At 57.2% G+C, this 14,497-nt stretch carries 11 protein-coding genes and 1 pseudogene; 2 read left to right on the forward strand and 10 right to left on the reverse strand.

Features of this window, described 5'->3' with window-relative positions:
- Window positions 1–134 precede the first annotated feature (134 nt).
- Window positions 135–1,487, forward strand: coding sequence for an acetyl-CoA hydrolase/transferase family protein (locus Q0Z69_RS11240; RefSeq protein WP_298033450.1), 1,353 nt, complete (start codon window positions 135–137; stop codon window positions 1,485–1,487).
- Between the two features lie 367 nt (window positions 1,488–1,854).
- Here the strand turns inward: Q0Z69_RS11240 and Q0Z69_RS11245 are convergent, their stop codons facing one another.
- From Q0Z69_RS11245 to Q0Z69_RS11285, 9 genes and pseudogenes are all read right to left on the reverse strand, one after another.
- Complete coding sequence (locus tag Q0Z69_RS11245; protein ID WP_298033451.1) at window positions 1,855–3,942, reverse strand: glutamine synthetase III; 2,088 nt, start codon at window positions 3,940–3,942, stop codon at window positions 1,855–1,857.
- A gap of 88 nt (window positions 3,943–4,030) precedes the next feature.
- On the reverse strand, window positions 4,031–5,614 hold the full coding sequence (gene asnB / locus Q0Z69_RS11250; RefSeq protein WP_298033453.1) for an asparagine synthase B: 1,584 nt from the start codon (window positions 5,612–5,614) through the stop codon (window positions 4,031–4,033).
- A gap of 525 nt (window positions 5,615–6,139) precedes the next feature.
- Window positions 6,140–8,371 (reverse strand): stage V sporulation T C-terminal domain-containing protein, encoded by a 2,232-nt coding sequence (locus Q0Z69_RS11255; RefSeq protein ID WP_298033456.1) that lies wholly within the window; start codon window positions 8,369–8,371, stop codon window positions 6,140–6,142.
- Window positions 8,355–9,389 (reverse strand): virulence RhuM family protein, encoded by a 1,035-nt coding sequence (locus Q0Z69_RS11260; protein WP_298033458.1) that lies wholly within the window; start codon window positions 9,387–9,389, stop codon window positions 8,355–8,357. Before Q0Z69_RS11260 ends, Q0Z69_RS11255 begins: the two co-directional genes overlap by 17 nt.
- A gap of 180 nt (window positions 9,390–9,569) precedes the next feature.
- On the reverse strand, window positions 9,570–9,830 hold the full coding sequence (locus tag Q0Z69_RS11265; protein ID WP_298033460.1) for a hypothetical protein: 261 nt from the start codon (window positions 9,828–9,830) through the stop codon (window positions 9,570–9,572).
- A 53-nt stretch (window positions 9,831–9,883) separates the two neighbouring features.
- The gene (locus Q0Z69_RS11270) at window positions 9,884–10,105 is read right to left on the reverse strand and encodes a hypothetical protein (RefSeq protein ID WP_298033463.1); all 222 of its coding nucleotides are present in this window, start codon (window positions 10,103–10,105) and stop codon (window positions 9,884–9,886) included.
- Window positions 10,106–10,150: 45 nt separating this feature from the next.
- The gene (locus tag Q0Z69_RS11275) at window positions 10,151–10,876 is read right to left on the reverse strand and encodes a relaxase/mobilization nuclease domain-containing protein (protein ID WP_298033466.1); all 726 of its coding nucleotides are present in this window, start codon (window positions 10,874–10,876) and stop codon (window positions 10,151–10,153) included.
- Between the two features lie 2 nt (window positions 10,877–10,878).
- Window positions 10,879–11,199 (reverse strand): plasmid mobilization protein, encoded by a 321-nt coding sequence (gene mobC, locus Q0Z69_RS11280; RefSeq protein ID WP_298033469.1) that lies wholly within the window; start codon window positions 11,197–11,199, stop codon window positions 10,879–10,881.
- Window positions 11,200–11,500: 301 nt separating this feature from the next.
- Window positions 11,501–12,601, reverse strand: a pseudogene (locus tag Q0Z69_RS11285) (AAA family ATPase).
- A gap of 150 nt (window positions 12,602–12,751) precedes the next feature.
- Here Q0Z69_RS11285 and Q0Z69_RS11290 point away from each other — a divergent pair.
- Entirely contained in the window at window positions 12,752–13,828 is a 1,077-nt protein-coding gene (locus tag Q0Z69_RS11290; RefSeq protein ID WP_298033472.1) for a DUF6076 domain-containing protein, read from the forward strand.
- Here Q0Z69_RS11290 and Q0Z69_RS11295 read toward each other — a convergent pair.
- A complete protein-coding gene (locus tag Q0Z69_RS11295; RefSeq protein ID WP_298033476.1) occupies window positions 13,805–14,065 on the reverse strand; it encodes a hypothetical protein in 261 nt (86 codons plus the stop codon). The two genes, Q0Z69_RS11290 and Q0Z69_RS11295, sit on opposite strands and share 24 nt — an antisense overlap.
- Window positions 14,066–14,497: the final 432 nt, after the last annotated feature.

The raw sequence follows: 14,497 nt of genomic DNA on the forward strand, positions 1-14,497 counted from the left end.
GTGCTTTTGACCAGTGGCCCCATGCTTTCCGTTCCCGCCGCCAGACCGCCTGGCCCGCGGGAAAATTCTCCCCGCCAGGGTTGCAATCAGAGCACAGGCAAGGTACAATGGCTGTAAAAAAGGAGGCGAGGGATATGGAAAAACTGCTTCCGACCCGCCAGGGGCGGATGGCGCACATCCAGGATTGGCGGCGGCAGTATCAGGCGCTGCGGATGAGTGCCGAAGAGGCGGCGTCATGGGTCGATTTGGGCGGCGCGGCGGCCATGACCTCCTCCGCCAGCTGGCCCTATGCGGTGGACGGGGCGTTGGCCGCCCGGCTGCGGCGGGAAGGCGGACGCCTGGAGATCGACAGCCTGTTCGCTCCGCTGGATACGGCGCTGTTGTCGCCGGAACTGGCAGAGCTGGTGGATTATAACGCCAATTTTTTCTCCGGCGAGCGGGCACTGCTGTCCCATGGCAACGTTCACTTCGTGCCGACCCATCTGAGCGCCACCGGAGACTGGATGGCCTCCCGTCATCCCCGGACAGTGATCCTCACCTGCGCGCCGCCGGATGAAAACGGCTGGATGAGCCGTTCCCTGTGGGGGGCCATGCTCCACCGCCGGGTCTTGGAGCGGGCGGAAACGGTGATCGTGGAGATCAACGATCAGCTGCCTTCCTTTTCCAGCGGCGGGGAGGGGCATATGCTGTTCCATGTGTCCGAGGCGGATGTCATCGTGGAGACCAGCCGCCCACCGGCGGAGCATCCGCCGGCATCTGCTGACGACATGGACCGGGCCATTGCCGGCTGCATCGCGGAGCTGGTGGAGGACGGTGCCTGCGTCCAGTTCGGCCTGGGCGGACTGGCTAACGCTGTGGGAGAATGCTTGATCTATGCGGGTAAAAAGGATCTGGGCGTTCAGACGGAGGTCATGAGCAATTGCCTGGTGGGCCTGATGCAGCGAGGCGTGGTGAACAACAGCCGCAAACAGGTCTGCCCCGGCCGGACAGCGGGCGCTTACTTCATCGGAGACAGGCGGCTGTGGGAATTTGCCGAAGGCAATCCTGCCTTTTGCCAAAAGGAGATCGACTGGACCAATGACGCCCGCAATATCGCCAGAAACGACCGTGTGGTATCTATCAACAACGCCATGGAGATCGACCTCACCGGACAGGTGAACGCAGAGTCCGTCGGCCCCCGGCAGTGGTCCGGCACCGGCGGGCAGCTGGAGTGGGTCCTGGGCGCCCAGTGGTCTCGGGGCGGCAGGAGCATCATCGCTCTGCGCTCCAGCTACTGGGACAAAAGCGGCGTTCGCCATTCCAAGATCGTCCCTCAGCTGGCCCCTGGCAGCATTGTGACCACGCCCCGCACCTGTGTGCAGTACGTGGTCACGGAGTACGGCGTGGCGGATCTGCGGTACAAAAGTACGCTGGAGCGGGCCAAAGCCCTCATCGCCATCGCCCATCCGGACTTTCGGGAGGAGCTGTCCCGGCAGCTTCCCTGGTGAATGTTCGCTGGGGATGAAAGACGCTGCCTGGTTCCAGACGGTGTTTTGCCTCATACGGAGATTTCGGGGAAATACCCCGGCGCGGTTCGGCTTTCGATGTTCCATGATTTGTCAGGAAAGCTGGGCTTGCGGAAAGAGACGTTTATAGATGCGGCCCCGCCGTGGGGAAAGCACGGCGGGGCCAAAGGAGAAAGAGGGGGAACGATGTTCCGGCTCTGCACCGGACGGTCTGGCCGGCGCAGGTGAAAAAATCCAAAGAGAATTTTTCACCTGTGCCGGCTTGCCATAGCGGCACAACAGGCGGCAAAAAACGCAATGGGGCACAGAAGTGCCCCATTGCGTTTGTCCTATATCCCTTTTAGATGCTTTACACAGAGAACAGCAGATCGCTGTACACCGGGAAGGGCCAGTACTCGCTGGCGGTGATGGCCTCCAGCTTATCGGCGGCCTCACGGGCCTTGGCCATGTCGGCCACGATGATATCGTGGGCATAGACCATGGCCTTTTTGGCGTCGGCGGGGGCCTTCTCCAGGTCCTTTTCCAGCTTGTCGCAGGCGGCCATCAGCGCGTCGGTCAGCTTGGCGGCCTCCTTGGCGGTGGCGGTCTCATATTTGCAGGCCACACCCAGAGCATCCTTGCTGGCGGCACGCTCACACAGATCGGTGGCGTAGCCGGACACGGCGGGCAGGATGTCGTGGCGGATCATGTCCACCATAGTGCGTGCCTCGATGCTGATCACGGTGGAATAGTTCTCGATGTGGATCTCAGCACGGGCGTTGATCTCCTCCTTGGTGTAGATGCCGTGCTTCACGAACAGGTCCACGTTTTTCTTGGCGGTGTACATGGGCAGGGCGTCGGCGGTGGAGGTCAGGTTGCACAGACCCCGCTTTTCAGCCTCCTTGATCCAGGCGTCGTCATAGCCGTTGCCGTTGAAGATGATGCGCTGATGCTCGGTGAAGGTGCGCTTGATGAGCTTCTGCAGATCGGCCTGGAAATCCTTGGACTTCTCCAGCTCGTCGGCAAACTGCTTCAGCTCCTCGGCCATCATGGTGTTCAGGGCGATGTTGGGCCCGGAGATGGACTGGGAGGAACCCAGCATCCGGAATTCGAACTTGTTGCCGGTAAAGGCCATGGGGGAGGTGCGGTTGCGGTCGGTGTTGTCCTGAGGGATGGCAGGCAGCACGTCCACGCCGATCTCCAGGGTGCGCTTGCCGGAATCCTTGTGCTCGGTGCCCTTGATGATGGATTCCACCACGCCGTTCAGCTCGTCGCCCAGGAAAATGGACAGCACGGCGGGGGGAGCTTCCTGAGCGCCCAGGCGGTGGTCGTTGCCGGCAAAGGCCACGGTGGCCCGCAGGAAGTCCTGATACTCGTCAACGCCCTTGATAAAGGCGGCCAGGAACAGCAGGAACTGGGCGTTTTGGCTGGGGGTCGAGCCGGGCTTGAACAGATTTTTGCCGGTGTCGGTACCCAGGGACCAGTTGTCGTGCTTGCCGGAGCCGTTGACGCCGGCGAAGGGCTTTTCGTGGAGCAGGCACACCAGACCGTGGCGGTCAGCTACCTTCTTCATCATCTCCATGGCCAGCTGATTGTGGTCGCAGGCGGTGTTGGCGTCAGAGAAAATGGGGGCCATCTCATGCTGGGAGGGGGCCACCTCGTTGTGCTTGGTCTTGCTCAGCACGCCCAAGGCCCACAGCGTCTCGTCCAGGTCCTTCATATACGCGGCTACGCGGGGCTTGATGGCGCCGAAGTAGTGGTCCTCCAGCTCCTGGCCCCGGGGCGGCTTGGCGCCGAACAGGGTCCGGCCCGTCATCCGCAGGTCTTTGCGCTGGTTGTACAGCTCCTTGTCGATCAGGAAATACTCCTGCTCGGGACCCACCTGGGCCACGACCCGCTTGGTCTCCATGTCGCCGAACAGCCGCAGGATGCGGATGGCCTGACGGGACACCTCGTCCATGGAGCGCAGCAGGGGGGTCTTTTTATCCAGCGCGTGGCCGGAGTAGGAGCAGAAGATGGTGGGGATGCACAGAGAACCCTCCTTGATAAAGGCGAAGGAGGTGGGGTCCCAGGCGGTGTAGCCCCGGGCCTCGAAGGTGGCGCGAAGGCCGCCGGAGGGGAAGGAGGAGGCGTCAGGCTCGCCCCGGACCAGCTCCTTGCCGGAGAACTCCATGATGATCTTACCGCCGCCCACGGGGGAGATGAAGCTGTCGTGCTTCTCAGCGGTGACGCCGGTCATGGGCTGGAACCAGTGGGTATAATGGGTCGCGCCCTTTTCCACGGCCCACTGCTTCATGGCCTCGGCGATCTCGTTGGCGGTGGAGATGTCCAGAGAGGTGCCTTCGGTGACGCACTTCTTCCAGGCGCGGTAGGACGCGGAAGACAGGCGCTCCTTCATGGTCTCTTCATTGAAGACCATGCTGCCGAACAGCTCGGGGAGTTTGGTCGGTGTGCTCATACGTTTCATCCTCCTATGTTTCGTATTTAAAATCGTATCATAAAACGACAGGGATGCAAATAGGTAATACTTCTAAAAATATGGCCGCTTATTTGCCGCTGGCACCGTAGTTTGCCAAAACACGGGCGGATGGATCGTTCACATCACAGCCCTCCCACTCCTTGTTGGGCATCCAGAAGTCCGCGATCATCCGGGCCTGGCCGGGGTAGTATTTTTCAAAGATCTCCCGGTACAGAAGGCTTTCCTTGGTGAAGGGAGTGCCGTAGTCATACTTCTGCCGCAGAGTCTCAAACTCTCCGTCGGTGTACTTATCCTCAGCGTAGGCCTTCAGATCGTCTACCATGGAGTGGCCCACAGCGTCGGAGAAAGCGGCCTTCTGCCGCCACAGGATGTCCTCCGGCAGCAGGTGGTCCTTCTCAAAGGCGTGGCGCAGCAAGTATTTGCCCATGTCATAGGTGTTCAGCTTCAGCTTGGGGTCAATACGCATGACATATTTCACAAAGTCCAGATCGCCGAAGGGGACCCGGGCCTCCAGGGAGTTGACGGAGATGCAGCGGTCGGCCCGCAGCACGTCGTACATGTGCAGCTCGTCGATCCGTTTCTTGGATTCCTGCTGGAAGGCCTCGGCGCTGGGTGCGAAGTCGGTGTATTTATAGCCGAACAGCTCGTCGCTGATCTCACCGGTCAGCAGGACCCGAACGTCGGTCTGCTCGTGGATGGCCTTGCAGCACAGGTACATGCCCATGCTGGCCCGGATGGTAGTGATATCCCAGGTGCCCAGCATGGCGATGACCTCCTCCAGGGAGTCCAGCACCTGCTGACGGGTCATGTAGACCTCGGTATGGTCGGCGCCGATGTAATCGGCCACCTCCTTGGCGTATTTCAGGTCGATGGCGTCCTTATCCATGCCTATGGCGAAGGTGCGGATCTTCTTGCCCAGCACCAGGGCGGAGATGGCGCACACCAGGCTGGAATCCAGACCGCCGGAGAGCAGGAAGCCCAGCGGGGCGTCGGCGTCCAGGCGTTTGTCAACGCCGGCGATGAGCTTGTCACGAATATGCTTGCAGACGGTCTCCAGGCCATCCGGCACGTATTCCGTCACAGTGGTCAGGTCGGCATAGCGGACAAACTTGCCATAGGCGTAATAGTGGCCGGGAGGGAAGGGGCAGACCTCGTCACACAGCCCTACCAGGTTCTTGGCCTCGCTGGCGAACACGATGGCGCCCTCCCTGTCGTAGCCGTAGAAGAGGGGACGGATGCCAATGGGGTCCCGGGCGGCAATGAGGGAATCCGTTTTGGAGTCGTAAATGATCAGGGCGAACTCCGCATCCAGCTGGGCGAACATATCCAGGCCGTATTCGTGGAACAGGGGCAGCAGGATCTCACAGTCGCTGCCGCTTTTGAACTGGTAGCCTTTCTCCGCCAGCTGCCGCTTCAGGGGACGGAAACCGTAGATCTCGCCGTTGCAGACCACATAGTCGCCGTCCAGCTCAAAGGGCTGCATCCCCGCCTCCGTCAGGCCCATGATGGCCAGCCGGTGGAAGCACAGCCAGCCGGAGGGGGTCTCGATGATGCGGCTCATATCAGGGCCGCGGGAAATGGTACGGTCAAAAAACGGCTGAAGCTCCGCTTTGGTGCAGGTCTTTTTGGAAAATCCCATGATAGCGCACATAATAAGCACCTCCGAAAGTTTACGACCCGGCCCGGGAAGGCCGAGCGGCAATAAAAAACGCAGCTACATCCTAAAATTTTAGGACGAATAGCTGCTATCCGCGGTGCCACCTAATTTACCTTCTCCCGTAAGAGAACGGTCACCTTCAAAGGCTCCAACAAGCCCGTGTGATGTAACGATCACAACTCGTCGCACTTACTGACGGCATCCCGCGTTCAGATTGCAGCTACGGAGTGTTCTTCCCGCGGATTCTTTGGTACGGGGTTCTCACTCTCCCCCGCTCACTGGACCGGAACGTCCGCGGTACTTTTCTCCATCAACGCCATTGTTGATGATTGAATTGATATGCGTAGTCTAACATTAGAACACGTTGTCTGTCAATGGTAAAACCCACAAAAACATGGGCGTGAGTTAGGAAAACTTTTGTGTGCGTTAGAAGCACATGGCCGGTCCAGCTTTTAAAGAAGGGAGAGGAGATCTGGTCCCGCCTGCTGAAAGAGCGGCTTCCAGCAGGCGGGACCAGGCTCAATTTTCCATGTGGCGGCCTAAAAAGGCGGCAATGGTCTGAGCCAGCTTGAATTCTGTGTCGCCGGTGGCGGCGCCGGGGGCGGCGGCGATGAACAGTACCAGCCCCAGCAGATCGCCCTCCGACAGGATGGGAGCCGCCACAGCGGTCACAAATTTATCAGTGCTGTCGGAGACGGGGATCGCCTGTCCCTCGCCGCTGAATTGGTAGATGCGGCGGGCCTCCATGATCTGTTCCAGCTCCGGCGTGATGCGCTTGCCTAGCAGCTCCCGCTTGGCGCCGCCGGCCACAGCGATCACTGTGTCCCGGTCCGTCACGGCGCAGATGCTGCTGGTGGAGCGGCTCATGGTCTCGCAAAGCTGCCCGGCAAAATCCTCCACGCCGCCCAGCAGCGAGTATTTTTTAAAAATGACCTCTCCATCACGGCTGGTGTAGATCTCCAGGGGGTCGCCGTCACTGATAACATTGGCACGAAAGACCTTGTTCGGGCGCTGCCTGGCGCCCTGAACGAGCTCCACCTCGTAAGAACGGACATCATTCGTCCGCAGGATGGATTTTGAGATATCTCCCGTGCCTTCAGGAAAATTTGCGGCATTCTCCCGACTGATGGACATGGCTGCCACAGCCTCGTCCGCTTGGGACAGGTCACCGCACCGAAGAATGCTGTCGATATCGGCCTTTAACTGAATTTCCAGGTGATCCTCATAGACTTTGATCTTCTCAATGATGAGCTGGAGGTCGTTCCGATCCAACTTGGGCTTGTTCAGGATATCGTCAAAGACCTCCATAGCCGTTTTCGCCGCCCGGTTCACCCGGATGATGGCGCTGCGCTTGTCCAAGGTCATTTGGATCTGATTTTGCAGGCCCTCTATCCGGCGGAGCAGGTCGCTTTCCAGCTCGTCGTAGGTCGCCTCCAGAATAGCTTCCCGCTCCGGGCTCTTCATAACGTCCCGTACCCGCTGGCGCTTTGTGGCTTTCAGCTCCTCCTTCAAGTCCGCCAGAACTGCTTCCAGATTGGCGGCGCTCTGCTCCGTCTCTCCGATGTCCTCCTCTTCCCGTGCCAGGTCGGCGTTGAGCCGGTCCAGCATGGCAGCAGAGTTGTCCTTGACCTTGCGGACATAAATCTTCAACAGCTCATCCAGCTTATCGACCCGGATATGGTGGCTGGTGCAGCCTTTCAATCCCCGGCGGTGGTACTCCCCGCAGCGGTAGGCGTCCCGCAGGTCAGCCCGGCTCATGGCGAACATGGGAGAACCACAGTCGCCGCACTCCAGAAAGCCGGAGTAGGCGTTGTCATACTTTTTCTGCCCCCGGTAGTGAGCGGTGGAGCGGATCTCCCGCAGTGCCTTCACGGTGGCGAAGGTGCGGTAGTCAATGATGGGCTGGTGATGGTGCTCGATGACGATGTGCTCCAGCGTGTCCCGCTTCATATCCCTGCCGTTGATCTTCTTTCGGGTATATTTGCCCTGCCGCAGGGTGCCGATATAAAAGTCGTTGTCCAGAATGCCCTGGATGGTGACGATGGCCCAGACAGGCTTTGCCTGGCGTTTGCAGTCCTCCCCGGCGGCCTCCTTCCGCTGCCGCTCCGCCATGCGGGGTGTTGGGATGCCCTGGTCAGTGAGATAGCCCGCGATTTTCTTATAGCCCCAGCCGTCGATGTACAGTCGAAAAATTTCCCGCACGATCTCTGCCTCGGTGGGGACGATCTCAAATTCCTGCCGCTTGTTGACAATGTACCCGTAAGGAGCGGCGCAGATCCATTTGCCGTCCTGCTGACGGCGCTTGATGACGGATTTTACCTTTTTGCTGGTGTCAGTGACAGGCATCTCGTTGATGAGAAACTGGAACTGAATCTTCAGCCAGTCGTCGTCATTGGGAAAGTCGATGCCGTCCCCGATAGAGATGATCCGCACCCCGGCATCTCTTAGATCTTCCAGCTCGACCAGTCCCCGGCTGTTGCGGCGTGAGAATCGGGAGAAGTCCTTGACGATCAGGATGTCTTTCTGGTGGCTCATCAGCTCCCGGCGCATGGCTTGGTAGCCCTCCCGCTGCTCGAAGGTGTAGCCGGAGCGGTCCCTGTCCTCGTAGAAGGTCAGGGTGCTGTCCGGAAATTTTTGCTTTACAAAATCCTGAATGATGGCCTTTTGGTTTTCAATGGAGGTGTTGTCCCGGTCCAGATCCTCATCCACCGAGATACGGGCATAGCCTGCGATATCAAACCGTTCGATCATCGGTCTCACCCTTTAAGTATTTCGCAGTCTGCCGGTCGAACTCCGAGATGTAGTCTGCGTCCTGTCTTTTACGGAACTCCGCATAAATGCCGCTAACCTTTTTCACCGCATCGTCATGGGAAATACCACCTTTGCCATCCAGCACCTTCCGGCGGTTGTTGGTGAGGAAGCGGTCAGTTTCCGCCAGCCAATCCTTCATGCTCATGAGCTGCTCATCCTCCGCCATCAGCTCGGCGTAGTCGATGAACATAGTCACCAGACGGTTGAGCCGGGAAATTTCCTTTTCGTTCAGATAATTCTTGGCTATCAGCGTGTCGCTTTTCAAAATCTTTCCGTTCGGCGCGCTCTTCCAGGTGGTCAGGCCCATGGTGGGGCTGTCCAGAGTAGCCCGCTCACTGATCAGCTCTGCCGCCGTCTTGCCGGTGACGGCAAAGTGCAGCTTGTTCTGAACGAAGGCATAGAAGGCTTTTGTGGTTTCGCTGTTTTTGTCGTAATCATAGCTGCACTGCTCGAACACATCGGCGATCTTCTGGTAGGCCCGGCGCTCACTGGCTCGGATTTCCCGGATGCGCTCCAGCAGCTCATCGAAGTAGTCCTTCCCAAAGGGCCGCCCGTTCTTCATCATCTCGTCGTTGAGAATGAAGCCCTTTTGGATGTACTCTTTCAGCGTTTTCGTGGCCCACTGGCGGAAGCGGGTTGCTTTCTTGGAGTTGACCCGATAGCCCACGGCGATAATGGCGTCCAGGTTGTAGTGGTCCAGACTGCGCCGGACTTGTCGAGAGCCTTCCTGGCGAACCACTAAGAATTTCTTAGTAGTTGCCTCTTGACTTAATTCTTCCTCGGCATAGATGTTTTTCAAGTGCTGGAGCACATTTTCTGGTGTGCAGTCAAAAAGTTGGGCCATGCCGCTTTGCGTCAGCCAAAAGTTTTCATCTTGGAAAACCACGCTGACAAATTCCTTGCTGCCCCCGCTGTCGTAAAGCAGGATCTCACCTGTTTTGGCAGCTTCCGTATCCATAAGAACGCCTCCTTTTCTATCCATTATGTTCTTTCACGTTTTCACTATTTCAGATAATATTGTATCACTTGGCGGAGCCAATAGCAACTGGATTTTTCTTTATATGATCCGCAGGTAAGGCGGCCGCGGCCATCGGCATGGTAACCTGCGGTTGATTTCTTGTCATGTCAGGTAGCACGCTTACAGTCCAAGGCTCATACCAGCCTGTTTTTCTTTTTCTACTTCTGCCTGCGCGATGCACTTGCGGTTATAGCACAGCAGATCACTGGTTGCATCGGCCAGATTTTGGCCGCCGGACTGGAACACCGCCACCAGATAATTCTTTTGCTTGTATGCCTGGTACAGCGGTCGCAGCTTTTCCTGAACGGCTTCATCCCGCTTATCAACGTTGGTGAGCCAGATCTCCACGATTTTGTTTTCATCTCTGACATAGATCTCCAATGGGCTGTCACTCCTTCCTGTGGAAATAGTTTCCTCTGTTTTGGCGTGTTTATTCACATGAATAGGATCGGACCCTGCTCCTGTGCAGGCAGGCCCGTCATCTGATTGGAGAGCGTTCGCAGCAGCACCGTCTGTGTTTCTGTATGCTGTTCCAGTTGAGCTAACAGGTCCAGCAGATCCGCCCATTCTTCCTCTGTGGGATGTGTTTGTATCCGTGTGGACGCTGGCATCGCTTCCGCGGGCTCGGGACGGTTCAGCGCCATCAGCTCGTCCATGGATAACCTTTTCTCTGATCCTGAACTCATCCTCCATCATCTCCTTCAGATATTTGTCGCCGAACAGCAGCCGGCCCCGGCACTGCCAGCCGTTGGGTGTGGTGTAAGTGATATTCCTCGGCCCTTTTCCCAGCGCACCTGATAGCCCTCGCTCTCCATCAGGGCGATGAACTCCTCCCGACCGGCAGCATAGCGCATACAGTCGTTGATCACATTCATGAGCCGCAGTTTCCTACTCTGGCCCCTGGCGGCGGTGTGGTACTCCACCGTGGTCATGGACTTTGTTTTCTTCTCCCTTGGCTGGAACACCGGCAGGCCGAACCTCGCACATACCTCGTCGTTTCTCTGGCGCAGCTCCTGGAGCTGCTGGGACGCGATGTGCAGCTTCCGCCCGGTATCCAGGTTGACCGCATTGATGACGAGGTGGGAATGGATGTGCTCCCGGTCTATGTGGGTACAAACCAGGACTTCGCTGCCCTCGAAATAGTTTGCCAGCTCCAGCGCCGCCGCGTGGGCGGTGGCAGGATCTACGGCTTCGCCTTTCGGGAAGCTTTGCACCATGTGGTAGAACTGGACGCCGTCCTCCTTGTGCCAGAGCCGCTTGGTGATCATGAAATCCCGGAAGGCAGATTCCGGCTGGCAGTTGACTCCGGTGACCAGCTTCTGGTCTCCCCAGACGGTTTTCTTGTCCTGCATGGTGTAGAGCATCACCGCTTTCATGCCGCCGCGGGTCTGCCCGTGCTTGTAGTTCGTGAAACTGATGATCGCCATTGTCACCAGCGCTTTCTCTCGGCAATGGCACGGAGCGCGTCACGCAGTTCAGAGAACACCCGAATCACGTCGTCCAGATTGGCAGCGGTGACACGGCCCATGTGCGCCAGGGTGACCAGTTGATTCAGGTTGTTGCCGGTGGAGCGGAGCTCCTGGAGCACCTCTCTCAGGCCGTCGATGATCACGATCTGCTGGCCGAGACAGCAGGCGGTGACATAGTTGCCCTGGGACAGATGCGCCTGCCTTGCTTTTTGCTTGATGGTCTCAAGGTTTTCAGAAGAGATACGGATGCTGAATGTGGTGTCCTTCATTTTCTGTTTCATGGTGATACTCCTCCTGTCCTTCAAGTTTTTCATGATTATGGGGTGTGGGGCAGCGCCCCGCAAATATGCGGAAGGCGGATGGCGGCTGTGCGACGTCCAGACAAACGCGATGCTGGCCGTCGTCGACGCAAGCTCCATATCTCTCGCTTCCGTCTGATGCCGAAAGCTCGCTCATTTCACTGCGTCTCCTCTTCCCACCGAACCCGCTCCACTGGGCTTCGGCGGGAACCCTATTGGGAAGCGTTTTCCCCATCCATCGGAGCCTTCGCAACTCGCCCCAAAAGCGGCGCAAGCCGGTGCCTCACTCCGCCAGCGGTGGGAGTACCCCCAGAGGAGCGACACCCCCGCTGAAACCGCCGCAAACGGGCAAACAGACAGGGTCAGCAGGGTCGATAGGGACGGTTTCTCCGGCCCCGGCAGTATCGTCACGATCGGCACGGTGCAACTCGATGAGCCGCTTGCCGTTGCTTCCGCGGGTCACAGCTACGATACCCTGGGTCCCTAGAGCATCAACGCTTTGCAGAATCCTGCGGAAAACTGTTTTTGCTGTGATGCCCTCTGCTCCATCAGGGTCAATATGCGCCGCCAGCTCCGTGGGAGTGCCGATAAATTCCGCACAGTCACGCATCAATGCAGAGAGAAGAAAAATGATCCTGTCGCCCAGCAGCGACCACTGTTCCAGGCTGTCAGAGACCAGCTCCCACACGTTCTCACTGTTGCACTCCAGTTCCAGGTCCCGGTATTCGATGTCCCGCCCGATGCAGGAGAGCTTCGCCTTCCCGCTGCCCCGCTTTTCCTCCACCAGTGTGAAGCTGGAATCCACCGCGCCGCTGATGGCGGTGGTGCCAGAGATGCGGCTGAACACATCGTTGGCGGACTCTTTTCGCAAGTGGTGGATGAGCAGGACGGCGATGCCGTGGGTATCCGCAATTTTTTTCAGGGGAGCCAGGTCCCGATAATCGTTGGCGTAGGTGTTGTCATAGCCGGTACTGCGAATCATCTGCAGCGTGTCAATGATGATCAACACTGTGTCCGCATGAGAGGACAGGAACTCCTTTAACTGTTCCTCCAGTCCTTTCCCCAGTACAGCACTCTCTGTACAAAAGTGGACATTGTCCGGCGCATCCTCCGTAATCTCGAACAGCCGGTTCTGGATGCGGAGCGTGGAATCCTTCAAGCAGAGATAGAGCGTGGTGTCCTGACGAGCGGACATCCCTCAGACAGACTTTCCTTTCGCTACGGTCACGGCCAGCCACAGTGCCAGCCAGGACTTTCCCACTTTGGGTAAACCGGCGAGGATGTGCAGCCCCTGAGAGAGCAGCGTATCCACCACCAAGTTCAGCGGCTGGAGCGGCTGGGACATGAGCGTGGCGCCATCGATAGTCTGCAGTGTTTTTCTCATGGTTTCTCCTTTCGATATTGTTTTTTACAGTTTTATTTTCTACGCCCTTAGCTTAGCATGAAGGTTGACTTTTGAATATAGGTTTTGTATTATTTATATACATACACTATATCGAGACAAATACATTCTCTATTTTGAGGAGGTGGGTACATGGGCATCTTAGGAAGAGATCTGTTCGATATAAACCGGCCTCGGACAAACACAAAAATAGAATTTGGCGCAGCGTGCTACTGGGTGGAGTCGAATCAGCTGCCCCTTCCTTATGGAGCAATCCTGACCGAGATCCTCAACCTCGATACCGCACCCTTTCAGGAACCGCTGGACAAGCTGGAGCAAGTTGTTGGGGCCAAGGACTACACAGCAGCCCCGCGGGCCTATATAGATGTGGTGAATACCCTTGGCTCTCTGCCGCTGTATCGCCTGTATCTGGAGGATTTCCATGCCTTTGGCCAATGGCAGGTCGAGGATTTTGTGGTTGGAGAGGCACGGGACGCTTTCGCAGAATTTGCGATCGACGAAGACCGCAAGCTGTCTGCTTTTGTTCAGCAGAGTCTTGACGATATCCGCTTCATCCAACGGCGGTACGCATGGTTTCTGGATTCCATGTTCAAGGACAAGCAGTTTGAAAAGAAAAAGGGCCAGAGAAAAGAATCTCTGGCCGAGCAGATCACAGCGCATTTTCTGGATGCTTTTGTGAGCGGGATCAGTTTGGGCGAGGACAGCAATGTGGATGCTCCAAACGTAAAGACGCAATATGCAGTTCGTGTAAGTGGAAAGCGGGGACCTGAACTGGTGGAAAAGATGTACTTCGACCGGTTGATCGACTTCGTTTATGTGGAGTTCATGAAGGGACTGCAGAAAGGCTTTGTCCCCAAGCGCTGCGTCAATTGCAGCCGCTGGTTTTTGCAGGAGCCTGGAGCGACATACTCCTACTGCAACGAACTGGCTCCTGGTGAAAGCAGTAAGACCTGTCGGGAGATCGGAGCAACTACCAGCTTCCGGGAAAAGGTGCAAAACAACGATGTCTGGAAGGTTCATCAGCGGGCCTATAAAAAATACTTTGCCCGTACACGGAGCGGGACCATGACCAAAGCCGAATTCAAGGGGTGGTCTCGTGAAGCGGAGAGGCTGCGCGACAGTGCGCTGGAGCGGTATAAGCGGGTTGAGACTCAGGAGGAGAAGGACCGCATCGCAAAAAAACTTTCAGCAGAACTGAACAGACGGTAAAACGATATTCGTGTTTAAAATGCTGCTGGAATGAGTGGAATCGCCCACATCCCAAATCGGGATAGTAAGCGTTTCGTTGAGCTCATTGTACAATGCGCTGTTTGCCGCAAAGCCCACAGCCTGGACAATGGTTCCTGCATCGACGAGGTGTTCCTTACCCGCCGCCTCAATGATGATTGCCTTACCATCATAAAGGTGATGGTGGCCCTCACCTCCGTTTTTTGCAGCTCTTGCCAAGGCTTCCAGTCAACCTGCGGCTTCAATTGGGGCACAAAGCAACATGACCGGAACCGGTAGCGGTTCACAGCAGCAACAGTTATCAATTTAACCGTATCGGCTGTCATTGGTATCCGCTGCTCCGCTTTCACTGCGCCACTCCAATTCGAATTTGTTTTTCCTGTTCAGGATTCTTTCGCGCTGTCTGCGCAATCCGGGGCGATTCAAAATTGAAGCGGATATCTAAGAAAATAGCGTGCGGAAATACTGTCAGGAAAGGTGTGGTCCGACAGTATTTCCGCACGTTATTATAGAGATTGTGCTATTCTACCAGAGTTGTTCTGGTTTGTTACTCTTTCAGTCCACCAGCCTGGCACAGTCGGCAGGGCGGCCGGAGAGCATCTCCAGGCCATGGGCCAGGGCCGGAAGGACAGCCTCCAGGTTTTCCCTGGC

It is taken from the genome of uncultured Dysosmobacter sp., assembly GCF_947631165.1.
Taxonomy (GTDB): Bacteria; Bacillota; Clostridia; order Oscillospirales; family Oscillospiraceae; genus Oscillibacter.

Coding starts and splice junctions, on each gene's coding strand:
- Q0Z69_RS11240 (WP_298033450.1), top strand. CDS start 135: ATGGAAAAACTGCTTCCGACCCGCCAGGGGCGGATGGCGCACATCCAG.
- Q0Z69_RS11245 (WP_298033451.1), bottom strand. CDS start 3,942: ATGAGCACACCGACCAAACTCCCCGAGCTGTTCGGCAGCATGGTCTTC.
- asnB (WP_298033453.1), bottom strand. CDS start 5,614: ATGTGCGCTATCATGGGATTTTCCAAAAAGACCTGCACCAAAGCGGAG.
- Q0Z69_RS11255 (WP_298033456.1), bottom strand. CDS start 8,371: ATGATCGAACGGTTTGATATCGCAGGCTATGCCCGTATCTCGGTGGAT.
- Q0Z69_RS11260 (WP_298033458.1), bottom strand. CDS start 9,389: ATGGATACGGAAGCTGCCAAAACAGGTGAGATCCTGCTTTACGACAGC.
- Q0Z69_RS11270 (WP_298033463.1), bottom strand. CDS start 10,105: ATGGACGAGCTGATGGCGCTGAACCGTCCCGAGCCCGCGGAAGCGATG.
- Q0Z69_RS11275 (WP_298033466.1), bottom strand. CDS start 10,876: ATGGCGATCATCAGTTTCACGAACTACAAGCACGGGCAGACCCGCGGC.
- mobC (WP_298033469.1), bottom strand. CDS start 11,199: ATGAAACAGAAAATGAAGGACACCACATTCAGCATCCGTATCTCTTCT.
- Q0Z69_RS11290 (WP_298033472.1), top strand. CDS start 12,752: ATGGGCATCTTAGGAAGAGATCTGTTCGATATAAACCGGCCTCGGACA.